The sequence below is a fragment of the Bacillus sp. JJ1127 genome (genome assembly GCF_036965845.1).
Classification (GTDB): domain Bacteria; phylum Bacillota; class Bacilli; order Bacillales; family Bacillaceae_G; genus Bacillus_A.
Genome location: NZ_JBALQK010000136.1, coordinates 9,505 through 34,989, shown reverse-complemented (window position 1 = coordinate 34,989; position 25,485 = coordinate 9,505). Strand labels below are relative to the sequence as shown.

Below are 25,485 nucleotides of genomic sequence, written 5' to 3'. Positions count from 1 at the left end.
TCTATGCATAAATTTGCATCCAAGGAAGTATTGTCCATTAAATCCTTATTTTTGTACATTTATTAGATTTTCAAAGGGCATCTAGAAATAGAATATAGAACGTTTTATAAGGGGATATTTATTTTTTTAGAATAATTTTTAGGTAATCTATAGTTTTTTGTGAAGGTGAGTTTTTATCATTTTCTATATACATTCTATTTACTATCCACCCTCCATGCATTCCGGTATCTCGTGTAGCCTTCATTTCTACATAAGATTCCCAGTATGGTTCAAGTAAATTTCCTTCTGCAGAAGTTATTTTTTTAATTCTTTTCGTATTTACTAGGGAATTTTTTTCTTTAAAGGCATCGAAAACGCTTTATATAACAGTTCAAAATTTGTTCAATACTTCACGATATTTTTTCAAAATTCTGTGTTATGGTTAACTGGTAAAGATTAACTTATTAAAATTCTAAAACACTAAAGGGGAAATCACATATGAAAGCAGTAGTGGTTAAGAAAAACAGCAAAGCAAACATCGAAGTTATTGAAAAAGAATTACGTCCGTTACGCTCAGGCGAAGCATTAGTAGATGTAGAGTATTGTGGAGTTTGCCATACTGACTTACACGTTGCAAATCATGATTTTGGTAACACAGATGGCCGCATCCTTGGTCACGAGGGTGTAGGTATTGTTACTAAAATTGCTGATGATGTTACTTCACTTAAGATTGGTGACCGTGTAAGTATCGCATGGATGTTCCAATCTTGTGGACGTTGTGAGTATTGCGTAACTGGTAGAGAAACATTCTGCCGTGAAGTTAAAAATGCTGGTTATACAGTAGATGGCGGCATGGCTGAACAATGTATCGTTACTGCTGATTATGCGGTAAAAGTACCAGAAGGATTAGATCTTGCTCAAGCATCATCAATCACATGTGCAGGTGTAACTACATACAAAGCTATTAAAGTATCAGATATTAAGCCTGGTCAACCTATTGTAATCTACGGTTGTGGTGGATTAGGTAACCTAGCGATCCAATATGCTAAGAATGTATTTGGTGCAAAGGTAATTGCAGTAGATATCAATGACGACAAATTAGCATTAGCTAAAGAGGTTGGTGCTGATATGATTATCAATCCAATTACTCAAGGTCCTGCTGATCAGATTATTCAAGAGGCGTTTGGCGGCGCTTATGCTGCTGTAGTAACAGCGGTTTCTAAAGTAGCCTTCAACTCAGCAGTTGATGCAGTACGTGCTTGCGGTAAAGTAGTTGCGGTAGGTTTACCAGTAGAAACTATGGACTTAAACATTCCACGACTTGTACTAGACGGAATTGAAGTAGTTGGTTCTCTAGTTGGTACTCGTAAGGACCTAGAAGAGGCATTTATGTTCGGTGCAGAAGGCAAAGTAGTTCCGGTTGTTCAAACTTGCCCACTAGATGAAGTACAAGATGTATTCGAAGAAATGGAACAAGGTAAGATTCAAGGTCGAATGGTAATCGATTTTAAACAGCACAAGTGTAATTGCGGGTGTAAATAATTTATCCATCGTTAGTACGATTCTCTTAGTAAATAATAAAAAGGTTGCAAAGAGCAACTTGAATATACAATGGTTTAGGTAGCTTCTTGAGTATGGGGTGGGGATCCCACATCCATCAACTTAAGCATTTAGGCTATTCCTAAAGTTAAAAGCACGTTACCATTCTCTTATGTTAATGAGAAAGGATAACGTGCTTTTTATGAATATGCATCAAAAATAAGAGTTGTATCGGTATAGTTCTCCGGCTGCACTTAATCAATTAGCTATAGAAGCAAGTAGATGAATCAGATGAAGAAAGAACAAATCATTCGGGATGGATATGTAATGAAAGTAATCTCAACAAAGAAACAACTTAAAAGAAGCTAAGTAATTTGTTTATACTTACTCATTCTTATACACATGCCAGCCTTATAATATTTTGCCCAAACTAGCCTCAGGTACATTCTTTTTTATGTGTTATTTTGCATTGTTAATGATAAATAAAAAAAGCCCAGGCCCCTTGATAAATAAGGTTCCTAAGGCTTTTAATACTACTCTTTGCAGAGTACCGAGATTAACGAGAGTAGAACTCTACGATTAACGCTTCGTTGATTTCAGCTGCTAACTCAGAACGCTCAGCGTGACGAGTGTAAGTAGCTTCTAATTTATCAGCATCGAAAGTTAAGTATTCTGGTACGAAGTTGTTAACTTCGATCGCTTCTTTAACAACAACAAGGTTGTTAGATTTTTCGCGAACGCTGATAGTTTGACCAGGTTTTACGCGGTAAGATGGGATGTCTACGCGAGCGCCATCTACCATGATGTGGCCGTGGTTTACTAATTGGCGAGCTGCGCGACGAGTGCGAGCTAAGCCCATGCGGTAAACTAGGTTGTCAAGACGAGCTTCAAGAAGGATCATGAAGTTTTCGCCGTGTTTACCTGGCATTTTACCTGCTTGGTCAAATGTGCGACGGAATTGACGCTCAGTCATGCCGTACATGTGACGAAGTTTTTGTTTCTCTTGTAATTGTAAACCGTATTCTGAAAGTTTCTTACGTTGGTTCGGACCGTGAGGACCTGGTGCGTAAGGGCGTTTTTCTAATTCTTTACCTGTGCCGCTTAGAGAGATTCCAAGACGACGAGACAGTTTCCAAGCTGGACCTGTATAACGAGCCATAGTTGACTCCTCCTTTAAGTGTTTTTATTTTCGTAAAATAAAAACAGACGTAATCGACATTTATGCGCATTTTGTTTTCATGTACCTTCGCTCCAGCAGCAGGGAGTTACGAGATACACCTCAAAATGGAGGAACAAAATACAAACGATAAACTCACATTACAAGGCTGCCTTTTTATTTTACACAAACGCTATTATATCTTTTTGCTGGAATTTCGTCAAGTGAGTTCTTTTTTGATTCATGCATATAAACTTTTGGAAATTACAAGAAGGAATTTGAAACATCATAAAAGAAAAATGTAGGAACAAATAGAAAACGTTTACATAAAGTGGGAACATAAGGGGGATGTTTTTTATGAAAAACAAACATATGGAGACGGTACTGATTCATCATGGATATGAGTCTAAGGTACATAAAGGAAGCTTAACGCCACCATTATTCCAAACTTCTACTTATACATTTGAAACAGCTGAGCAAGGGGAGGCGAGTTTTGCTGGGCAAGATCCGTCTTATATCTATTCAAGACTTGGAAATCCAACTGTGGAATTATTTGAAGAACGAATGGCAGCTTTAGAAGGAGGAGAATCGGCACTGGCATTCGGTTCAGGAATGGCGTCTATTTCAGCGACATTGCTTGCATGTTTGCGTGCTGGAGATCATATTATTTGTTCAAATGGATTATATGGATGCACGTATGGCTTTTTAGAAGTGTTAGAAGAAAAATTTATGATTACGCATTCATTATGTGATATGGAAACAGAGGAAGCGATTCAAGAGAAAATCCTTCCAAACACAAAGTTGATTTTTATTGAAACACCGATTAATCCAACAATGAAGCTTATCGATTTAGAGAAAGTTATCAAAGTGGCAAAACAAAATGAATTGCTTGTCATTGTCGATAATACATTTTGCTCACCTTATTTACAAACTCCTCTTGGACTTGGTTGTGATGCGGTTCTCCATAGTGCTACAAAGTATATTGGTGGTCATGGGGATGTTGTTGCAGGTGTTACAGTTTGTAGAACGAAAGAGTTAGCTGAGAAAATTCGTCCGATTCGAAAAGATATTGGGGGAATTATGGCACCTTTTGATGCATGGCTATTGCTAAGGGGATTAAAGACATTAGCCGTAAGAATGGATCGGCATTGTGATAATGCTGAAAAAGTCGTGGCCTTTTTGAAAAATCATGAAAGTGTGGAAGCAGTTTGGTATCCAGAAGGAGAAATCGCATCTCGGCAAATGAAGCGCGGCGGAGGGGTAATTTCGTTCTCCATTAAAGGGGGGAAAGAGGAAGCACAGGCGTTTATGAATGAATTGCAGTTTATTACAATCGCAGTAAGCCTTGGTGATACGGAAACATTGGTACAGCATCCTGCAACGATGACACATGCTGTTATTCCAGCAGAGATTCGTCATAAGATGGGCATTTTTGATAACTTAATCCGTTTATCCGTTGGTTTAGAATCATGGGAGGATATTGTTTCTGATTTAACGCAGGCATTACAAAAAAGAACAGCTGCATTTTCTCATGTGAATAACAAATAAAAAGAATGAGCTATCGATTTAGTAGTTACACTTGATCGATAACTCATTCTTTTGTATTACATATGTTTGAGGAGCGTTTCCACAAATTTCTCCAAATAGTGCTGATCTACTTCATCGAAACGATTTTTTTCGGGACTATCAATATCGAGTACGCCGATAACATTGCCCTCTTTTATAATCGGTACAACGATTTCAGAATTAGAGGCACTATCACAAGCGATATGTCCTGGGAATTGATGAACATCTGCCACGAGCTGCGTTGTTTTTGTTTCGGCTGCTACGCCGCAAACACCGCGCCCAAATGGAATACGAACGCACGCAGGCATTCCTTGGAACGGTCCGAGGACAAGTTGATTTTCTTCCGTTGCATAAAAACCAACCCAGTTAATGCGCTCTAGAAATTGGTTTAGTAGTGCAGAGGCATTTGCTAAATTCGCGACTACATTTGATTCACCTGTTAACAATGCATCAAGTTGTTTGATTACTGTTTCATATTGTTCTTCACGTGATCCTGCATAACTTTCTTTTGTAAACATGGAAACGCCACCCTTTCTATCGAGAAATGTAAAATCATAGCAAAATACGCTGTATTTCACGTGACTTTGTCGATAGAAAATTAAAGGAATTTGTCTTAAAAGTCAAGAAATTTACACTATAGCTGTTCAGAGTGAGAGGAAGTGAGCGCATGAAGCAGACGAAACAAAGAATAATTGATGCGGCAATTTCATTGTTTTATACGAAAGGGTATGATGGGACGTCAGTACGTGACATTGCAAAACGGGCGGATGTGAATGTGGCTAATATTTCATATTATTTTGCTGGAAAGCAAGGTTTATTAGAACAGCTTATTACAGATTTCTTAGAAGGGTATATTCATGTAATTGAAATGTCGTTTGAACAAAGAGAGTATTTGTCGGTAAAAGAAGTAATGAGGCAAATTATAAGAGGGATTTTACGATATCAATTTGAAAACCGAGAACTGACGCGTTTCTTTTATCGGGAGCTTTCGTTAGATACAACGTTAATTCGAGAAGTGATGACTGTTTATTTTTCTAAAGAAAGATATTATATAGAGCAAATTATTAGGGAGGGACAAATGCGGCAGGAGTTTCAAAAGGTATCTTTTACAATGTTTATGACGCAATTAAAAGGCATGATTCATATGCCGTATTTATATCCGCAGTATATATCTGAAGTGTTGCATTCTTTTCCGTCTGAGACATTCTTTTTGGAAATGTACACGAAAGAAGTTGAGCAATGGATGGAACAAACGTTATGTGTAACACAAATGTATTATCCTTTGCCAAGAGCAGTTCATATGTAATATGCCCCCACCTAATTAGCTGAGGTGGGGTGTTTTACGCATGGATTTCCTCTAGTGATGTGAAAATACGGCGGAGCATGAAAATGAAGAGTTAGAAATATTACAAGTGCAAAAAAAGAAACATGAAATTTTAAAAAAAACTAGGTCAAAAACAAGCCATTACATGGTATGATTAGTACATTGTTAGTTGTTAAATATAGGGGTTTCCCTTTCTATACATAACGCCTTCCATTTCATAAACGGAACGGACAAAAAAAGAGATATAATTAGGAGGCTTTTTTGCATGGATTCTATCCTGACGATCGTTATCATTGTAGTAAGCTCTATTCTAGTGCTGCTTATGATAGAGCTCGTGATAAGAAATCGTTCATATAAAGATATTGAAGCACTTGAGCAGTGGAAACAAGAAATAAAAGACAAGCCTGTTGCAGATGAATTGAAACGGGTGAAGGATTTAAATATGACGGGCCAAACAGAAGAATTGTTTGGGAAATGGCGTGAAGAATGGGATGAGATTGTAGCAACGGTTCTCCCAAAAGCCGAGAAAGATTTAGAGAGCGCGCGGAAATCAGCCTCGCAATTTTCCTTCCGAAAAGCAAAGCATGCGATGAATGAATCCATTAGTGGCTTAGATGAAGCTGATAATCGTATTACAGAGATTTTAAACGAATTACAGCAATTGTTAGAAAGTCATGAGAAAAATAGTTCGGAAATCGACGGGTTACGTGATACATATCGTAGTATGAAGAAGAGTGTACTTGCCCACCGTCATATGTATGGTGAAGCAGAACAGAAAATTGAAGAGTTGCTAGATGTAGAATCCGATAAATTTCAAAAGTTTGAAGAAGCAACAGCTAATGGCGATTATTTAAAAGCAAGAGAAATTGTTATTAGTTTAGAAGACGGATTATCGAATTTAGAAATCATCATTCATGAAATTCCTGACTTATTAGTAGAGTGTCAGGCTACGTTACCGGTACAGTTGGAAGATTTATTACAAGGTCATGACGACATGAATAAACAAGGCTATGTATTAAATCATTTGGAAATCCCTAAAGAAGTACGAGATATGACGAAACAACTACAAACATGTTTGATTGATTTACAAGAGCTTCATATAACGGAAGCGACAGATAAAATTGAAGGTTTAAAAACACGTTTAGACACGTTGTACGATCAATTAGAAAAAGAAGTACACGCAAGATATTATGTAGAACAAAAAACAGTTACTGTGTACGATGATTTAGAGGAGATTCGTGAACAGGCAATTGAGACAAAAGCGGAAACACAATTTGTGAAACAAAGTTATCAATTGCAAGACAAAGACATCGAATCGCAAAAGTTAATTGAAAAACAAATGCACATTTTAATGAAACGTTTTGAAGTGCTGCAATTGCGTGTTGCGGAGCAAGATATTGCATTCTCTGTTATCCGTGAGGAACTGGAAGAGATTTACGAGCAATGTGAAACGTTAAAAGTACTTCATGCAGAATACAAAGAGATGTTGCAAACGATGCGTAAGGAAGAATTTGAAGCACGTGAGAAACTACAAGAAATGCGCAACATGATTTTAGAAGCAAAACGTTTTATGCAAAAGTCTAACTTGCCAGGTCTTCCAGATAGCATTATGGAAGATTTACAAAAAGGACAAGAGGCAATGCACGGTGTGTATGAGCAATTAGAATTAAAACCACTCAATATGCATGTTGTAAATAGTATGTTAGAAGAAGCATATACAATTGTGAATGGTGTATCTGAAATGACGCAAGAATTAATTGGACAAGCGTATTTAGTAGAAAAATTAATTCAATACGGCAATCGCTACCGCAGTCATGATGCTGACCTTGCACAAAGTTTAGATTATGCAGAGCGATTATTCCGTGAATACGAATACGATGCAGCTTTAGAACAAGCAGCTTCTGTTTTGGAACAACTTGAGCCTGGTGTTGTTCAAAAAATCGCTGAATTTGTGGATAACGAACAAACCCTTTAATAAAAAAGGGTTTGTTTTTTTATGTCGGAATGTGTAAATTCACTGGTGATGTTGCTATAATGAATAGCGGAATATCGCAAAGGTTTTCGTTTCAAAATACAAAAGTATACTTCTGCATGTGAAAACGGAACCTTTGAGTATGTTTAGCGTAATTGCACGTATTTGTGATATGATTATGTGATGTGACAGCGCTGAAAGGGGAAGAACGATGATCTATTTTGATAATAGTGCGACGACGAAACCATATCCAGAAGTCCTTCAATCTTACGTAACGGTTGCAGGAAAATATTTTGGGAACCCTTCTTCTATTCATTCGCTTGGAGGAGAAGCAGAGCGTTTATTAACACAATCAAGAACGATTGCAGCGCAACTCCTTCACGTTAAGCCTTCCGAGATTATTTTCACGTCGGGTGGAACAGAAGGAAATAACCTTGCGATTAAAGGAATAGCGATGAAGAATCGCTCTCGTGGTAAACATATCATTACAACAAATATTGAACACGCATCTGTGTTTGAAGCATATAAACAATTAGAAGGGCTCGGCTTTGATGTAACATATTTACCTGTAAATGAACATGGTGTTGTATCAGTGCAAGATGTAAAACGAGCACTTCGTGAGGATACCATTCTTGTTTCAATTATCCATGTGAATAATGAAACAGGGGCGATTCAACCTGTTGCCGAAATTGGTAAGTTGCTAGCGAACTATCCAAAAATACGATTCCATGTAGATCATGTGCAAGGAATTGGAAAAGTACCACTTGATCTATATGCTTCTCATATTGATCTTTGTTCGATATCTGGACATAAATTTCATAGTGTAAAGGGAACTGGGCTTCTATATGTACGTGATGGTGTAAGATTAGATCCGATTTTATCGGGCGGTCAGCAGGAGCTTCGTTATCGTTCGGGTACAGAAAATCTACCAGGTATTGTAGCGATGGTAAAAGCACTGCGTATGACAATGGAACATATGGGAGAAAAGATTGATCATTTACAGAAGTTACAAGCAGAACTCGTACGTTTCTTTGAGGGAATGGAAGATGTAACAATTAATACATCGCTTCAATATGCGGCGCCACATATTTTAAATGTGTCATTCGTTGGTTTAAAACCAGAAGTAGTAGTTCATGCTCTAGAAGAACGTGATGTATATGTATCAACAAAATCAGCTTGTTCCTCAAAAGCGAATGAAGTGAGTCGTGTGTTAGTATCAATGGGAGTGCCGCATGCTGCAGCAGCAAGTGCAATTCGCATTAGTTTAGCACCAGAGAACACGATGGAAGAAGTCACACAATTCGAAGGAATTATAAAAGAAACATTGCCAAAACTATATGAAGTGATGAGGTAAAGAAAATATGATGACATATGAATATATTTTAGTTCGTTATGGTGAAATGACGACAAAAGGAAAGAACCGTTCTAAGTTTGTTAATACGTTAAAAGATAACGTTAAATTTAAATTAAAGAAATTCCCAAATATCAAAATTGATGCGACACACGACCGTATGTACATTCAGTTAAATGGCGAAGATCATGAGGCGATTGCAGAAAGATTGAAAGATGTATTCGGTATTCATAAATTTAACTTAGCGATGAAAGTACCGACAGAATTAGAAGATATTAAAAAGGGTGCGTTAGCTGCTTTATTACAAGTAAAAGGCGATGTAAAAACATTTAAAATTACAGTACACCGTTCTTATAAGCACTTCCCAATGCGTACGATGGAATTACTTCCGGAGATTGGCGGATATATTTTAGAAAATACAGAAGACATCACAGTAGATGTGCATAATCCAGATGTAAATGTTCGTGTAGAAATTCGCAGTGGTTATAGCTATATTATGTGTGATGAGCGTATGGGAGCTGGCGGATTACCAGTTGGTGTTGGCGGAAAAGTAATGGTACTTCTTTCTGGTGGAATCGATAGCCCAGTAGCTGCTTTCTTAACAATGAAGCGCGGTGTATCAGTGGAGGCAGTTCACTTCCATAGTCCGCCATTCACAAGTGAGCGCGCAAAACAAAAGGTAATTGATTTAGCACAAGAGTTAACAAAGTATTGTAAACGTGTAACGCTTCACCTTGTTCCGTTTACTGAAGTGCAAAAAACAATTAATAAGGAAATTCCATCTAGTTATTCTATGACAGTTATGCGCCGTATGATGATGCGTATTACAGAACGTATTGCAGAGGAGCGTAATGCACTTGCGATAACAACGGGTGAAAGTCTTGGACAAGTAGCAAGCCAAACGCTAGACAGTATGCATACGATTAATGAAGTAACAAACTATCCAGTGATTCGTCCGCTTATTACGATGGATAAACTAGAAATTATTAAAATTGCAAATGAAATTGGAACATATGATATTTCGATTCGTCCGTATGAAGACTGCTGTACAGTATTCACACCAGCAAGTCCAGCGACAAAACCAAAGCGTGAAAAAGCAAATCGCTTTGAATCAAAATATGATTTTACACCGCTTATTGAATCCGCTGTTGCCAATACAGAAAAAATGGTATTACAAACAGTAGAAGTGGCTGAAGAAGAACAATTGGAAGATCTTTTCTAAAAGTGCTTGAACACCCTTTGAAACCATAAATTACCATCAATAGATATGTATGAAGTCATATGGTTTATCACACTCTATACTCACAAGGAGGTGATACCATATGGCAAGAAGCACAAACAAATTAGCAGTGTCTGGTGCTCAAGCAGCATTAGACCAAATGAAATACGAAATCGCTCAAGAGTTCGGTGTTCAACTTGGAGCAGATGCAACATCTCGCGCTAACGGATCTGTTGGTGGCGAAATCACTAAACGTCTAGTTTCTTTAGCAGAACAACAATTAGGCGGTTTCCAAAAATAATCCCATATAACATGGCTTAGAAGGAGCGGGTTTTCCCGCTCCTTTTTTATATTTAACGCATCGATAAAAAATTTGTCAAAAAAGAGGGTTCAAAATTTACTGAAAATTCTTTATTATAGAAGGGAGACATAGATATAAAGGAGGATGTTTATGAATAGAGAAGAATTGTTAGCACCACCGTCTTATAATTTAGTTGCGGAGATAGAGAAATATACAAATGAGAAGCAGAGACTTGCTTTAATTTGGCAGGATGACGAAGGAAATAGAAGAGAGGTTACATACCTTGAACTAATAAAAGGTGCGAATAAAATTGGAAACGCTTTTATAAAGAGTGGCCTGCAAAGAGGGGACAAGCTTCTCATTATGATGCCGCGCTTAATTGAAGCGTATATGACGTATATTGCGGCAATTAAAGCAGGATTTGTAGTCATTCCAAGTTCAGAAATGCTTCGTAAAAAAGATATTGAATATCGTTTGCAGCATGGAGAAGTAAAGGCAATTGTCAGTTATGAACCGTATATCGAACAATTTGAAGGGGTAGAGATGATGGACTCCCTTCAAAAATTCGTATTGAGCGAGCAGTCAGTAGATGGGTGGATCAATTTAAAGGACGCATTAGAAACAGAAAGTGATGAATTAGAAATCGCCAAGACAGACCGGGAAGATATGGTATTTTTATCCTATACATCAGGGACGACAGGAAATCCAAAGGGGGCTGTTCATACGCATGCTTGGGCATATGCACATTTGCGTACAAGTGCTCCAAATTGGCTTGGAATAGAGGAGAATGATGTAGTATGGGCAACGGCTAGTCCAGGGTGGCAAAAATGGATTTGGAGCCCGTTTTTAGCGACGCTCGGCTCAGGAGCAACAGGATTTGTATATCACGGTAAATTCGATCCGAAAACATATTTGCAATTATTAGATGATAACAAAGTGAATGTGCTTTGCTGTACGCCAACGGAATATCGTTTAATGGCAAAGGTAGAGGACTTACAGCAGTATAATTTAGAAGCGTTACATAGCGCTGTATCAGCAGGAGAACCGCTAAACCGAGAGGTGATTGAAACGTTCCAAAAATATTTTAATGTTACAGTCAGAGATGGATACGGTCAAACGGAAAATACATTGCTCGTTGGTGTTATGAAAGGAATGGAGATTAGACCAGGATCAATGGGAAAACCAACGCCAGGTAATCAAGTAGATATTGTAAATGAAGAGGGGAAACCTGTATCTGTAGGAGAAGTCGGAGATATTGCCGTCCATATTGATACACCAGCGCTCTTTAAGCAATATTATAAAGATGATGAGCGGACAGCGATGCAATTCCGCGGTGATTATTATATTACAGGTGATAAAGCGAAAAAGGATGAGGACGGTTATTTTTGGTTTGAGGGCCGCGGAGATGATATTATTATTAGCTCTGGTTATACAATTGGGCCGTTTGAAGTGGAAGATGCACTTGTGAAACATCCCTATGTAAGAGAGTGCGCCGTAGTTGCAAGTCCAGATGAAATTCGCGGAAGTGTCGTGAAAGCATTTATCGTATTAAGAGACAATGTCCAAGAAAAATCAGACGCATTGATACCTTTACTCCAAGAACATGTCAAAAAACTAACTGCACCATATAAATATCCTCGCAAGATTGAATTTGTAGACGAATTACCGAAAACAATTTCCGGAAAAATTAGACGCGTTGAACTTAGAAAACAAGAGATGGAACTTCCTTCAAAATAATTGAGAAAATAAAGAAGTAAATAGTTGAATGAAATCTGGCACATATGATATCATAAAAACAGAACGTTAGTTCTGTTTTTATGTGTAATAAATAATAAAAAACTTAAAAAAGAGGTGCCTGTATGATTTTAGGTATTAACCCGTATTTAGTTTTGGATGGTAATGGACAAGAAGCGGTAAAGTTTTATGAAGAGGCGTTAGATGCAAAGATTGAAGTCATTCAAACATTTGGCGAGATGCCTGAAAACCCGGAATTTCTGATCCCTGAAGAAGTGAAAAGCCGCATTTTACATGCTCATTTAAAAGTAGGGGATACAGACCTTATGATTTCTGATACATTCCCAGGTAAAGCGCATGAAATTGGCTTTCAAGTAACGATAGCAATTAGAACGAGCGATGCAGAAAAGTCGAAAGAAGTATTTGAAAAATTGAAAGAAGGTGGCGAAGTTTTAATGCCACTTCAAGAAACTTTTTGGAGTCCAGCGTATGGACAAGTAAAAGATAAATTTAATATTGAATGGCAAATTACAACTTATTCTCCAGAAGCGTAATGAATGTTGAGAAAAGCACCATGTTTTTTAATGGTGCTTTTTTTAATAGAATAAAAGAAAAAGGGGGATGAACATATGGGAGACATTTGGTATGGCGGAACAATTTATACGATGAAAGAAGAAAATGAAATAGCCGAAGCTATTTATGTTGAAAATGGCATCATTGTCGATATAGGAAATAAAAAAGAGTTAGAAAATCGATATTCATTTGAGAAGTTATATGATTTAAAAGGAAGAACGATGATTCCAGGGCTTGTTGATAGCCATATGCACCTTATTGGGCATGGTGAGAGATTGCTTCGATTAGATTTATCAAATTGCACATCTTATAAGGAAGTGCTTATCCTTGTTAAGGAGCGAGTAGAAGAAGCTTCAACAGGTTCATGGATTATCGGAGAAGGATGGAATGAAAATAATTTTACGGATACAAAGCATGTTCATGTACGTGATTTAGATGCAATTTCTAAAGATCATCCTATTTTATTAAAGCGTGTTTGTCGCCACGTTACATGGGTGAATTCTTACATACTTGAAAAATCGAATATACAAGTTGAAACAAAGGACCCGAAAGGTGGAAAAATAGGGCGTGATTCATCAGGTGAATTAACAGGGCTTTTATATGAACAAGGACAAGAATTAATTAAACATGTTCAGCCTAAAATAGATGAAGCATATTTACAAAGAGCGCTCGAGACAGCTATTTTAGACTGTTGGAAATACGGACTAGTAGGCGGGCATACGGAAGACTTAAATTATTACGGTGGCTTTCAAAAAACGTACAATGCGTTTTCTCATGTTATAAAAGAAATGCCTTTTAAAGCACATTTACTCGTTCATCATGAAGTAGCTGATGAGCAAAAAGAATATGAGGATGAACACTATATTGAATTTGGAGCAATGAAGATTTTTTCTGACGGCTCTTTTGGTGGAAGAACAGCACTATTAAGTGAACCATATGAAGATGCAAAGGAAACAAATGGCGTGGCAATTTTTTCTCGTGAAGAGCTTGCGGAGCTAGTGAAAAAAGCTCGTAACTTGCATATGCCAGTTGCAATTCATACAATCGGTGATTTATCGCTTGAATATGTCATTGATGCGCTTGAACTATATCCACCAACAGAAGGGTTACGGGACCGTATTATTCATTGTCAGCTTGCTCGTGAAGAATTAATTGAGCGAATGAAGTATCTACCAGCTATTATTGATATTCAGCCTGTGTTTGTCTCATCTGATTTTCCATCAGTCATTGAAAAGTTAGGAGAGCATCGTCTTCGTTATGCGTACGCTTGGAAAACATTACTTGGTGCAGGATTGCATTGCTCGGGTGGATCAGATGCACCAATTGAACAGGCAAATCCATTCTTAGGAATTTATAGTGCAGTAACGCGGAGAAGTTTTATTGATGGAACATGTTATATATCAGAAGAGAGCTTATCCGTATTTGAAGCCGTCTCCTTATTTACGACTGGAAGTGCTTATGCGATTGGAAAAGAAAACAAACGTGGTAAAATTGTGAAAGGATATGAAGCGGATTTCATTATCATAGACCGTGACATATTTGCGGTTGCAGCAGAAGAAATAAAGGATATTCAAGTTGCCGCAACTATAATAGACGGTCAAATTGTGTATGAAAAATAAAGAGTGCCGTGAAAGTGTCAGTTGATATAAATTGAACGGGTGGATACACTAGCGGAACAAGAAGTTTAGAAGAATACTACAGGATATCGACGGTTCTGTAATAAACGAAAAAACGAGTGTCAGGGAATCCTTTGACACTCGTTTTTTCGTTTATAAAAACGTTCTCTGTACTTTTTCCCAGAACGAATTGTTTTTTAATTTTACGGTTTTAATTTGCTTATCACTTAAACGTACGATAGCTTTTTCAACTTGTTTAATACTAAGCGCTTCGTTATCCATTCCCATAACTGGATAATCGTTACCGTCCGGAATCAGTTTTAAAGTTAATGTACGTTCATGGTTTAAGATAAATGGTGATCCGAGTGTACGGTATGTGTTGTTATTTAAAGAAGCAAGTTCGCTTATTTGGAAGCATGGAATTAATGGGTCGACAACTGCTCCGTGCAATGACTTATTATAAGCTGTACTTCCTGTCGGTGTAGAGATGACTAAGCCGTCTCCTCTAAAGGTTTCGAAATGTAAATCATCAACGTATACATCTACTACAAATGTTTTAATGATGCTAGAGCGTAAAGAAAACTCATTTAAGCAATAAAAAGATGTATCTTGATCAACATCTATTTGAATTGTTGGGTATTTTCGTACTTCAATTTCGTTTTTTGTAATTTCTTGAAGGGCTGTATCGACATGGTCAATATGGAAATCACAGTAGAAAGAAATTTCATCTTTCGTAGAAACACCTGCATATAAACAATCTTCCCTAAAGCCTGTTTTATGAACGGCTTGTAAGAAGGTTCCATCATCCCCGATACTGACGATAGCATTTGCATTTTTTGGATGATCTAATACGGTAAATCCATTTCCCTCTAAAATACGATATATTGGCTTCATTTTTTCGACAAGTGCTGCTTTGTCATCACCATAAAAGAAAAATAAATTACGACGATCTGCCATTGTGTATCCCTCCATTGCAGTCAAATTGTGCTTCATCAGAAAGAGATTCTGATGATATGTTCAAATAGTATATTTCGATATAAAATGTCAAAATCCCTCTTTATTTTTAGAAAAGTTTATATATTCAATTTCATTCTGAATTGTTTAATCCTGCTTGAATCTGTCGATAATGGATGTGGAGTGAAAGGATGGTAGGAATGAAGTGGCTTGTAATCGGAATGGGGATTCTTCTCCTTTTCATCTTGCTTATATTATTGTCGAAGATATCGCTCAAAGTGACGTTTTTATATTCGGAAATGGAGAAGCAATGTTTATTTCAAGTGAAAATATGGATGATTCGGTATACGTTTGATATTTTAGAAAGAATTGAAAAACAACAAAGAAAGACCGGGCAAAAAATCGAAAAGGCAGAAAGAGATGGCGGCATAGAAAATAAGATTATGGCACAACTTGATAGCATCGGGGAACTGATAAAAATGCTCCAAGAGATCCATACTATCCTTAAAGATTTTCTTAAAAAAGTGAAAATCAATAGTTGGAAATGGTATTCGCAAATTGGAACAGGCGACGCAGCTAGTACTGGAATTGTCACCGGATATGCATGGGGGACAAAAGGAATGGCTGCTGGGATCGTGGGACAATATATGCATATTGTTGATATACCAAAGTTCGAAATTACACCTGTTTTCCAAGGGAAGGGATTCGCATCAAGATGTGAATTAACAGCTTCCTTTCGCGTATATCGTGCTATAAAAGCCGGAGTGAAGTTACTCATGTTTATGAGAAAGCAAAGATCTGGCATTACAGAAAAATCTGTTCAAACATAGGGGGATATAGAATGGACCATCCAATTCAAGGTTTAATGACAACTGCGATGCAGCATTTGAAACAAATGACTGATGTAAATACAATCATTGGTGACCCGATTAAAGCAGCTGACGGAAGTGTCATTCTTACGGTTTCTAAGGTGAGCTTTGGCTTTGCGGCTGGCGGGAGTGAATTTGGAAAAGTAGAAAGTTCTGGCCGTCATCCATTTGGAGGAGGTAGCGGCGGAGGTGTTTCGATTACCCCTGTTGCCTTTCTTGTTATAAATGGATCTGGTGTGAAAGTTTTACATTTAGATAACCAAACGCATGTGATTGATAAAATCATTGAATTAGCACCGCAAGCTGTCGATAAAGTGAAGAAAATGATGGAGAAGCGAAAAGGCGATGAACCAGAGTTTGAAATCTAGCAGTGAAAAGAAGCTAATCGATTGATTAGCTTTTTTATTTTTTTGTAAATGAAGTGATTTTGTTTGCATTCTGCATAGGGACAAACTATCATTTACAGTGTACATATTTTGTTTAAAATAAGGGAGGATTTTCAAGTGGCAAACGTAACTTTTAAAGGTAATCCAATGACTTTAGTTGGAACAGAAGTTAAAGTTGGCGATCAAGCGCCAAACTTCCAAGTGTTAGCAAACGACTTATCTCCGGTAAGTTTAGAAACATACAAAGGTGAAGTAAAATTAATTAGCGTTGTACCATCTATCGACACAGGTGTATGTGACGCACAAACTCGTCGTTTTAACCAAGATGCAGCTGGTATTGAAAACACAAAAGTATTAACAATCAGTGCCGATCTACCATTCGCTCAAAAGCGCTGGTGTGCGGCAAACGGCTTAGAAAATGTAGCAACACTTTCTGACCACCGTGACCTTTCATTCGGTGAAGCTTACGGCGTAGTAATGAAAGAACTTCGTTTACTTGCTCGTGCTGTATTCGTAGTAGATAGCAATGACAAAGTAGTTTACGTAGAATACGTAAGCGAAGGTACAAGCCATCCAAACTATGAAGCAGCATTAGAAGCAACAAAAGCTGCGAAGTAATGAAGACGACCTCTTATAGAGGTCGTTTTTTCGTATAAGATATATTGTATATGGTCAAATCGTTGATATAATCTGTAATCTGAGAAGGGGGCTCTAAAAAAGAGGTCGCTTTTTCTTTTGGGAAAAAATCAGATTACCCCGCATTAACGGGCAGTAAATCTCCTATCTTAAGGTGCAGTAGCACAAAGAAGCTAGTTGGGAGATAAACTACTCGTAAATGCCCGATTGGTGGGGGCTAATAATCAGTGGGGAGAAGAAGCCTCCCCACTGATTAAAGTTTCACTTTATGGTATGATATAAGTTATGTGTAATTGACAGAAGGAGGAATGTTTGTGAGTCAGACAGTAGAAACATTATTTTCTATTTTTGATTCTTCTACCGTAATTTTACGTAAAGAATTGGATGTAACATATTTAGAAGCGCTTGTAGAAACAGGAGATAACGTGTTTGAAGGAGCGATTTTACAAGAAGAATTATCTGAATCAACAATTGAACGGTTGAATCGTGAATACAGTAAATTTAAGGAAGAAACATATAAAAGTGAAGAAATTCGCAAGGCATTTCAGCTTGCCATTTTAAAAGGAATGAAAGAAGGCGTACAAGCGAATCATGAAATGACACCCGATGCAGTAGGGATGTTTATGAGTTACTTGTTCCATAAATTTATGAAGGGTCAAAAAGAAATCACTGTTTTAGATCCTGCAATTGGAACAGGAAATTTAATGACAACAATCTTTAATGGCGTGCAAGAAGGAACAACAATAAGTGGATTCGGTGTAGAAGTTGATGATTTGCTTATTAAACTGGCGTTAGTGAATGCGAATTTACAAAAGCAAGCGATTGAGCTTTTCAATCAAGATGGAATAGCTCCGCTTTATATTGACCCAGTAGACGCGGTTGTTTGTGATTTGCCAGTAGGGTTATATCCAAACGAAATAGGGGCAAGTGAATACACGCTAAAAGCAGATGAAGGAATGTCTTATGCACATCACTTATTTATTGAACAAAGTGTGAAGCATACGAAAGAAGGAGGATATTTATTCTTCTTAGTACCAAACTTCATGTTTGAAAGTGATCAAGCACCAAAACTTCATGCTTTTATTAAAGAAACGAGTTTTATTCAAGGACTATTACAGCTTCCTGTTTCCATGTTTAAAAACGAGAAAAATGCAAAAAGTATATTTGTTCTCCAAAAGAAAGGTCCAAATGTAACAATGCCAAAACAGGCGTTATTAGTGGATTTGCCTAAATTTTCCAACATGAAGGCGATGGAGAATATAATGGATCAATTGAATAGTTGGTTTGTAACTCATAAGTCATAGAATATATAACAGAGATACCAGTTGATATAATACAGTGTTTATACCATGTCGTTTAACTTTTATTATATACAAGATTTAACTGAATTTTTTTGAAATCTGTAATATATTTTTTTTCTTGTTGTTACAATTTTTTCACTTGAAATATATGTCGGACGATGTTTAAATTAAACTCGTGAGTATAAAATTTACTGAGAGTGAAACGTTTTCATATCTGGTAAATATAATCAGATAAAATCGAGCGGTTTGAGGTCTCATTTACACAACAACCAAGAGAAAAAGGGGCGAAAGACTAGATGTCAAAAATCATCGCGATTAATGCAGGAAGTTCTTCCTTAAAGTTTCAATTATTTGAAATGCCAAGTGAGAAAGTATTAACAAAAGGTTTAGTAGAACGTATTGGTTTAGAAGATAGTATCTTCACAATTACTGTGAACGGTGAAAAACAAACAGAAGTAACAAGTATTCCAGATCATGGAGTGGCAGTTAATATGTTACTTAACAAATTAACTGCAAATGGAATTTTGAAATCTCTTGATGAGATTAGCGGTATCGGTCACCGTGTTGTACACGGCGGTGAAAAATTTGATGATTCTGCTGTAATTACTGACGAAGTATTAGCAGAAATTGAACATTTAAGCGAATTAGCACCACTTCATAATCCAGCACACGTTGTTGGTATTAAAGCGTTCCAAGCAGTACTTCCGAACGTACCAGCAGTTGCAGTATTCGATACAGCATTCCATCAAACAATGCCAGAAGAATCTTTCTTATACAGCTTACCATATGAATACTATGAGAAATACGGCGTTCGTAAATACGGTTTCCACGGAACTTCTCATAAATATGTAACACAGCGTGCAGCTGAATTATTAGGTCGTCCACTTGAAAGTTTACGTTTACTTTCTTGCCACTTAGGTAACGGTGCAAGTATCGCTGCTGTAGAAGGCGGAAAATCTATCGATACTTCTATGGGCTTCACTCCACTTGCTGGTGTAACAATGGGTACACGTTCTGGTAACATTGACCCTGCGTTAATTCCATACATCATGGAAAAAACAGGACAATCTGTAGAAGAAGTTCTGAACGTATTAAACAAGAAAAGCGGTATGCTAGGTCTTTCTGGATTCTCTAGTGACTTACGTGACATTGAACAAGCGGAAGAAGAAGGAAACCACCGTGCAGAAGTAGCGCTAGATGTATTCGTAGGACGTATTCATAAATATATCGGTTCTTATGCAGCTCGTATGAAAGGTGTAGACGCAATCATCTTTACGGCTGGTATTGGAGAAAACAGTGCTCTAATTCGTGAACGTGTATTAGAAGGCCTTGAGTTTATGGGTGTATACTTCGATGCAAAACGTAACAACATTCGTGGCGAAGAAGCATTCATCAACTTCCCACATTCTCCAGTAAAAATTATCGTAATTCCAACTGACGAAGAAGTTATGATTGCTCGTGACGTAGTTCGTCTTGGAAACATTGGTTAATATATGTAAAAAAGACGGGATCCTATAGGATTCCGTCTTTTATTTTTGCTGTAAGAAATTCCATTAGTCCGCTTGGATACAACATTTTCTCTTGATGAAGAAATGTTACAATTGGAATCCATTTTGCATATGCATGTATTCCTCCATGTACTGAATAAATATATGTTTAGCTTAGCAGATTTGTAAAGAAAAGGCAGGAATGTGTTACAATAGAAAAAAATTGAGCGAGGTGGTTGTTACGATGCGATCGAAGCGAGAACAAGCCATTTTACAAAATATAAAAGATTGGGAAGGACAATTGTTAGAACAAGACGCAACGGATTTTCAAAAGCTGTTTGATAAATGGATACATGTCATGGTAGCAAAATTACCGCAGAAAAAACGAAAAGACTTTTTTAAGAAAGCAGATGAATGGCTTTTCCATCTTCATGCATTTATCCAAAGTTCACAATCGCAGCTGGATGCGCGCAATCGTATTTTAGGAACAGCAAGATTGTTTGATGAATCCATAGAGCAGCTAGAGGATGTAAAATTATTATCCATTGATCAATTAACATACATAGCAGAACAACAGACAGCACGTCATCGCTTGTATTCTTTGGCACAGGGAGGAGCAACCGGAGTCGGTGGCTTGTTATTATTAACTGCCGATTTTCCTGTCATGATTGCATTAAATGTGAAAGCAGTTCAGCTCATTGCGACATCGTTTGGCCATGATGTAAACAAGCCTTACGAAATGATGCTTGCTTTAAAAGTATTCCATGCGTCATTATTACCAGCAAGGCTCCAGCAATATGCTTGGTATAACCTACTTCAGGAACTAGAACAAGAAGATTCGTTCTTTTATGAAGGGGAAGAAGAAGTGTTAAAACCAGCTTCTATAGAAGTTGTATTAAAACAAATTTTGAAGACTTTTTCGATTTATGCACTTCGCCGTAAACTATTTCAAGGTGTCCCTGTATTAGGGATTGCAATCGGTTCTACCGTGAACTATCGTTTAACAAGAAGTGTGACAGAATTTGCGAACAGATTTTATCAAGTACGTTACATATTAGAAAAAGAAAAACGAGCGTGAAAAAAAGCGAGAGGCCGAAGCCTTTCGCTTTTTTAATTTGTTGCATGTTTTTTGGACATTGGAATCGAGATTGTTTTCTTTTCTGTTTTTGGATAGTAAATTAAATCCAACGTTTTTGCCTGAACGGCAATTGAAAGAATAGTAAACGCAATTTCTGTCCAAGTTAAATAATATAATGAAAGCGCAAGAACAATCGCGTCAAAGACGAAGAAAATTTGCCCAATTGTAAAGCGAGTTCGTTTACTTAATACAATTGTTAAAATATCGTCTCCACCGGTTGAACCGCCAAATCGTAATATAAAACCGAGTCCAATACCAGCTAGCGCACCGCCTAATACTGCAGCGATCCATAAATGATTTGATAAGTCTATCGTAAATGGAGAATAGTTTTCCATTAAAGAATAAAATACCCCAAATGAAATCGAACCCACAAATGAATAGCCAACCATCTTTTTACCTAAAAATGTAGCGCATAGTAAAATGATGGGAATATCCATTAATACAGTCGAAATCGACGGTGAAATATCAAAAAAGTTTTGGATAAATAGTGCAATTCCTACAAAGCCACCTTCTGTTAAGTGGTTTTGGAAGTGAATGTGATATAGCGCTGCTGCTAAAATAAATGAACCGATTAAAAGCATAAAAATTTCTTTAATAATTTGTCGACTTTGGATGTTCCTCATCGTTATTCCTTCTTTCCGTAGTTAGTAGTTCTCTTCCTTTTGTAAACTAACTACGAGCTGTATAGCCTTCAGTTAGTCTACATGAAACTAACTACGCTATATGTCGTTGAAGAAATAACGAATAATCCTCTCGTCCATCAATTCTCCCTACTTTCGTTTTAGTTTAAGTCTAAAAACGACTAAACAAAACTTGGAGTAGGATTTGTCATTTAGCAATCCTGCTCTCTTCTTTCTTTGTTTTGTTTAGCAAGTAACAATGAGACCTAAACAAAACGCTATGTGTAAGAAGAGTCTTTTCGTTGCCAAATTATCCTTCGGGCAATCATAATTTCCCCACTCTCGTATTTTTTTCGCTAGACTAAAGCATCTGAGCTCAAAAATACGCTACGTGTAAGATTCATCAATTCGATGCCACATGCTCCTTCGAGCGATCATGATATCAAAATCCTTTCGTGTAAAGATTTTATACTATTATATCATACTTTCTAAAAATGTATGTGTATGGAAACCGACAATAACCGGAGAAAATCTGCAGAGTTTGTCGGTTTATAAAAATGGTGTTGCTAGTTTTATCGATGTGTTTTCCCTTCAGATACATTTTGAGTAAGGCGATACCAAAGCCATAGGTCATTAATGATGGAGGCGAGGTCGGCAATTTCAGAATTGAGTCTACAGGAAATGTCGAAGTTTTCTTCGTTATTTAAGCGATGTTGTTTTTCATTAATATGATATTCAAGTTCTTTTATACGATCAGGTATTTTCCCGCGAATTTGTTCCCATTTTAATAAAATAGCGTGCTGCACTTTTTCAGGGATGTCTTCCCATTCTTCTTGCAAGTGCGGTACGTCGATTCCTAGATGTGCATCATATATAAAATACTCTTTCATGGACATCCCTCCATTTTCTTGTTTCCATTGTATCGAAAAAAAGAAAGAAGTTCGACGAAATTGTTTGAAAAATTTTTACTAATATCCCTTGATTCATTTTGTAAAAGGTGGTAAAGTTTGAATTATTATAAGATAAAGTGAATATTTATTCTTTAGGGGGATGTAAAATGGAGAAGAAAAAAGTTGTGTTAGCATATTCCGGAGGTCTTGATACTTCCGTTGCAATTAAATGGTTACAGGAGAAAAATTATAATGTTATCGCGCTTTGTTTAGATTTAGGGGAAGGGAAAGATTTAGCGTTTGTCAAAGAAAAGGCACTTTCAGTAGGTGCAGTTAAGTCTTACATGATTGATGTGCAAGAAGAATTTGCGAATGAATATGCATTGATGGCTCTGCAAGGTCATACGTTATACGAAGGGAAATACCCACTTGTTTCTGCTTTATCTCGTCCGTTAATTGCGAAAAAACTAGTAGAAATTGCGGAGCAGGAAGGAGCTAGTGCGGTTGCGCATGGATGCACGGGAAAAGGAAATGATCAAGTTCGTTTTGAAGTTTCCATTCAAGCATTAAATCCATATTTAGAAGTGATTGCCCCAGTCCGTGAATGGAAATGGTCACGTGAAGAAGAAATTGCATATGCAAAAGAAAACGATGTACCGATTCCAATCAATCTAGATAGCCCGTTTTCAATCGACCAAAACTTATGGGGGCGCAGCAATGAATGTGGAGTTTTAGAAGACCCATGGGCAGCACCACCAGAAGAGGCATATGAAATGACGTTAGCGCTAGAAGATACACCAAATAAACCAGAATTTATAGAAATTGGATTTGAAGCGGGTGTACCAACAACATTAAATGGCACTGCTTATTCACTGTCAGAATTAATTAAAACGTTAAACGCTCTTGCTGGAAAACATGGTGTTGGACGTATCGACCATGTAGAGAACCGCCTTGTTGGTATTAAATCGCGTGAAGTATATGAGTGTCCGGCGGCAATGACATTACTTACAGCGCATAAAGAGCTCGAAGATTTAACGCTTGTGAAAGAAGTAGCTCATTTTAAACCGATCATTGAACAAAAATTAACGGAATTAATTTATAACGGTTTATGGTTCTCACCTTTAAAACAAGCGCTTGCTGCTTTCTTACAAGAAACACAAAAATCAGTAACAGGTACAGTACGTGTGAAATTATTTAAAGGTCATGCGATTGTAGAAGGACGTAAATCAGAATACTCTCTATACGATGAAAAATTGGCAACTTATACAGTGGATGATGAATTTAACCATGATGCAGCAGTTGGTTTTATTTCATTATTTGGTCTTCCAACAAAAGTATATAGCCAAGTGAATCAGAAGAAGGTGGAAGCGTGAGCAAACTTTGGGGCGGTCGCTTTACAGCCGAAGCGGAAGAATGGGTCGAGGAGTTTGGAGCTTCCATCTCCTTTGACAGACAATTAGCGAATCAAGATATAGAAGGCAGTATTGCACATGTTACAATGTTGGCCAAGCAAGGGATTGTAACAAAAGATGAAGCAGAGAAGATAAAAGAAGGCCTTCAATATTTACTAAAAGAAGCGAAAGAAAATAAGCTTAACTTCTCGATAGAAGCTGAGGATATTCACTTAAATATCGAAAAGATGTTAATTGAAAAAATCGGTGAAGTAGGCGGTAAACTTCATACAGGCCGAAGCCGTAACGATCAAGTCGCAACAGATATGCACTTATATTTAAAAGAGAAAGTACAAGACATTATAAAGTCTGCAAAACAATTGCAGAAGGTTCTCATTCATCAAGCGGAAGAGCATATTGAAACGATTATGCCAGGCTATACACATTTGCAGCGTGCACAGCCAATTTCATTTGCTCATCATATACTCGCATACTTTTGGATGTTAGAGCGCGATGTAAATCGCTATGAAGATTCACTGAAACGCATTAATGTTTCTCCGCTTGGAGCAGGAGCTCTCGCAGGGACGACATTTCCAATTGACCGAGAATATAGCGCGGAGCTTCTTGGTTTTGAAGGAATCTATGAAAATAGTTTAGATGCGGTAAGTGACCGCGATTTTATATTAGAGTTTCTTAGTAATTCATCCATGTTAATGATGCATTTATCACGTTTTTGTGAAGAGCTCATTCTATGGAGTAGTCAGGAGTTCCAATTTATTGAAATGAGCGATAAATATGCAACTGGAAGCAGCATTATGCCGCAAAAGAAAAATCCTGATATGGCCGAACTGATTCGTGGTAAAATAGGTAGAGTATATGGCAATCTATTTAGTTTATTAACGGTAATGAAAGGATTGCCGCTTGCCTATAATAAAGACTTACAAGAAGACAAAGAAGGAATGTTTGATACGGTCAAAACTGTAGAAGGCTGCCTGCACATCATGGCAGGTATGCTAGAAACAATGACTGTCAACAAAGAAAAAATGGGGCAAGCTGTAAAACAAGATTTCTCCAATGCAACAGAAATTGCCGATTATTTAGCAAGCAAAGGACTCCCGTTCCGTCAAGCTCATGAAATCGTCGGGAAACTCGTTCTTCATTGCACGCAAAAAGGAATCTATTTATTAGATGTACCGCTGAAAACGTATCAAGAAATGAGCCCATTATTTGAAGATGATTTGTATGAAGTTCTTTCACCATATGCAGCGGTGAAACGCCGTAATAGTGCAGGGGGAACAGGATTTGTTCAAATTCAAAAAGCACTCAAAAAAGCGAAGGCATTAGTAGGAGAAACGGTAAAGAACTAAAAGATTATGAGAGGATACTATGTTCCAAAAAGGAGCGTGTATCCTCTTTTATATATACATCAATTAAAAAACCGACATACCCCCCCCTTTTTCGGTGGGAGAGAGCATCTGGCCAT

At 37.3% G+C, this 25,485-nt stretch carries 23 protein-coding genes; 18 read left to right on the top strand and 5 right to left on the bottom strand.

Translation table 11 applies throughout. The features are described from left to right. Positions 1–477: 477 nt before the first annotated feature. Positions 478–1,521, top strand: a complete 1,044-nt coding sequence (gene adhP, locus V7183_RS14060; RefSeq protein WP_335359916.1) for an alcohol dehydrogenase AdhP — start codon at positions 478–480, stop codon at positions 1,519–1,521. A 553-nt stretch (positions 1,522–2,074) separates the two neighbouring features. Here the strand turns inward: adhP and rpsD are convergent. Beyond that, positions 2,075–2,677: a 30S ribosomal protein S4 gene (rpsD, locus tag V7183_RS14055; protein ID WP_001970982.1), complete on the bottom strand. Its 603-nt coding sequence runs from the start codon at positions 2,675–2,677 to the stop codon at positions 2,075–2,077. Positions 2,678–3,031: 354 nt separating this feature from the next. Here rpsD and megL point away from each other — a divergent pair, with 354 nt between their 5' ends. Continuing rightward, positions 3,032–4,222, top strand: coding sequence for a methionine gamma-lyase (gene megL / locus V7183_RS14050; protein ID WP_097899576.1), 1,191 nt, complete (start codon positions 3,032–3,034; stop codon positions 4,220–4,222). A gap of 56 nt (positions 4,223–4,278) precedes the next feature. Here the strand turns inward: megL and V7183_RS14045 are convergent, their stop codons facing one another. Beyond that, positions 4,279–4,758 (bottom strand): GAF domain-containing protein, encoded by a 480-nt coding sequence (locus V7183_RS14045; RefSeq protein ID WP_097899575.1) that lies wholly within the window; start codon positions 4,756–4,758, stop codon positions 4,279–4,281. A gap of 149 nt (positions 4,759–4,907) precedes the next feature. Here V7183_RS14045 and refZ point away from each other — a divergent pair, with 149 nt between their 5' ends. The 8 genes from refZ to V7183_RS14005 all read left to right on the top strand — a co-directional run bounded on the left by refZ (position 4,908) and on the right by V7183_RS14005 (position 14,333). Next, complete coding sequence (refZ, locus tag V7183_RS14040) at positions 4,908–5,546, top strand: forespore capture DNA-binding protein RefZ (protein ID WP_335359915.1); 639 nt, start codon at positions 4,908–4,910, stop codon at positions 5,544–5,546. Between the two features lie 283 nt (positions 5,547–5,829). Next, positions 5,830–7,539 (top strand): septation ring formation regulator EzrA, encoded by a 1,710-nt coding sequence (gene ezrA / locus V7183_RS14035; RefSeq protein ID WP_097899573.1) that lies wholly within the window; start codon positions 5,830–5,832, stop codon positions 7,537–7,539. Between the two features lie 208 nt (positions 7,540–7,747). Continuing rightward, complete coding sequence (locus V7183_RS14030; protein ID WP_097899572.1) at positions 7,748–8,890, top strand: cysteine desulfurase family protein; 1,143 nt, start codon at positions 7,748–7,750, stop codon at positions 8,888–8,890. Between the two features lie 7 nt (positions 8,891–8,897). Beyond that, positions 8,898–10,109 carry a tRNA uracil 4-sulfurtransferase ThiI gene (thiI, locus tag V7183_RS14025; protein ID WP_335359914.1) on the top strand — a complete coding sequence of 404 codons (1,212 nt, stop codon included), beginning with the start codon at positions 8,898–8,900 and terminating at the stop codon, positions 10,107–10,109. Positions 10,110–10,209: 100 nt separating this feature from the next. After that, complete coding sequence (locus V7183_RS14020; RefSeq protein WP_097899570.1) at positions 10,210–10,407, top strand: alpha/beta-type small acid-soluble spore protein; 198 nt, start codon at positions 10,210–10,212, stop codon at positions 10,405–10,407. Between the two features lie 150 nt (positions 10,408–10,557). Then, the gene (mbcS, locus tag V7183_RS14015) at positions 10,558–12,144 is read left to right on the top strand and encodes an acyl-CoA synthetase MbcS (protein ID WP_097899569.1); all 1,587 of its coding nucleotides are present in this window, start codon (positions 10,558–10,560) and stop codon (positions 12,142–12,144) included. 122 nt (positions 12,145–12,266) lie between these two features. Continuing rightward, positions 12,267–12,695, top strand: coding sequence for a VOC family protein (locus V7183_RS14010; RefSeq protein ID WP_335359913.1), 429 nt, complete (start codon positions 12,267–12,269; stop codon positions 12,693–12,695). A gap of 75 nt (positions 12,696–12,770) precedes the next feature. Then, positions 12,771–14,333, top strand: coding sequence for an amidohydrolase (locus V7183_RS14005; protein WP_335359912.1), 1,563 nt, complete (start codon positions 12,771–12,773; stop codon positions 14,331–14,333). 150 nt (positions 14,334–14,483) lie between these two features. On the opposite strand, the gene V7183_RS14000 is transcribed toward V7183_RS14005, so the two are convergent. Next, entirely contained in the window at positions 14,484–15,287 is an 804-nt protein-coding gene (locus V7183_RS14000) for an NAD kinase (RefSeq protein WP_335359911.1), read from the bottom strand. Between the two features lie 188 nt (positions 15,288–15,475). Between V7183_RS14000 and V7183_RS13995 the strand changes: the two genes are divergently transcribed. The 6 genes from V7183_RS13995 to V7183_RS13970 all read left to right on the top strand — a co-directional run bounded on the left by V7183_RS13995 (position 15,476) and on the right by V7183_RS13970 (position 21,041). Then, positions 15,476–16,114 (top strand): DUF2953 domain-containing protein, encoded by a 639-nt coding sequence (locus tag V7183_RS13995; protein ID WP_335359910.1) that lies wholly within the window; start codon positions 15,476–15,478, stop codon positions 16,112–16,114. Between the two features lie 11 nt (positions 16,115–16,125). Then, positions 16,126–16,521 carry a GerW family sporulation protein gene (gene ytfJ, locus V7183_RS13990; protein WP_097899564.1) on the top strand — a complete coding sequence of 132 codons (396 nt, stop codon included), beginning with the start codon at positions 16,126–16,128 and terminating at the stop codon, positions 16,519–16,521. A 135-nt stretch (positions 16,522–16,656) separates the two neighbouring features. Next, a complete protein-coding gene (tpx, locus tag V7183_RS13985; protein WP_335359909.1) occupies positions 16,657–17,157 on the top strand; it encodes a thiol peroxidase in 501 nt (166 codons plus the stop codon). A gap of 332 nt (positions 17,158–17,489) precedes the next feature. Next, positions 17,490–18,479: a class I SAM-dependent methyltransferase gene (locus tag V7183_RS13980; protein ID WP_141523142.1), complete on the top strand. Its 990-nt coding sequence runs from the start codon at positions 17,490–17,492 to the stop codon at positions 18,477–18,479. 293 nt (positions 18,480–18,772) lie between these two features. Next, positions 18,773–19,966 (top strand): acetate kinase, encoded by a 1,194-nt coding sequence (locus tag V7183_RS13975; protein WP_335359908.1) that lies wholly within the window; start codon positions 18,773–18,775, stop codon positions 19,964–19,966. Between the two features lie 241 nt (positions 19,967–20,207). Then, on the top strand, positions 20,208–21,041 hold the full coding sequence (locus V7183_RS13970) for an EcsC family protein (protein WP_335359907.1): 834 nt from the start codon (positions 20,208–20,210) through the stop codon (positions 21,039–21,041). Between the two features lie 32 nt (positions 21,042–21,073). On the opposite strand, the gene V7183_RS13965 is transcribed toward V7183_RS13970, so the two are convergent. Beyond that, on the bottom strand, positions 21,074–21,724 hold the full coding sequence (locus tag V7183_RS13965) for a YitT family protein (protein ID WP_335359906.1): 651 nt from the start codon (positions 21,722–21,724) through the stop codon (positions 21,074–21,076). A 569-nt stretch (positions 21,725–22,293) separates the two neighbouring features. After that, the gene (locus V7183_RS13960) at positions 22,294–22,611 is read right to left on the bottom strand and encodes a radical SAM protein (RefSeq protein ID WP_097899558.1); all 318 of its coding nucleotides are present in this window, start codon (positions 22,609–22,611) and stop codon (positions 22,294–22,296) included. 167 nt (positions 22,612–22,778) lie between these two features. On the opposite strand from V7183_RS13960, the gene V7183_RS13955 reads away from it, so the two are divergent. Beyond that, positions 22,779–23,984, top strand: coding sequence for an argininosuccinate synthase (locus V7183_RS13955; RefSeq protein WP_335359905.1), 1,206 nt, complete (start codon positions 22,779–22,781; stop codon positions 23,982–23,984). Continuing rightward, entirely contained in the window at positions 23,981–25,369 is a 1,389-nt protein-coding gene (argH, locus tag V7183_RS13950; protein ID WP_335359904.1) for an argininosuccinate lyase, read from the top strand. The genes V7183_RS13955 and argH overlap by 4 nt, the downstream gene beginning before the upstream one ends. Positions 25,370–25,485 lie beyond the last annotated feature (116 nt).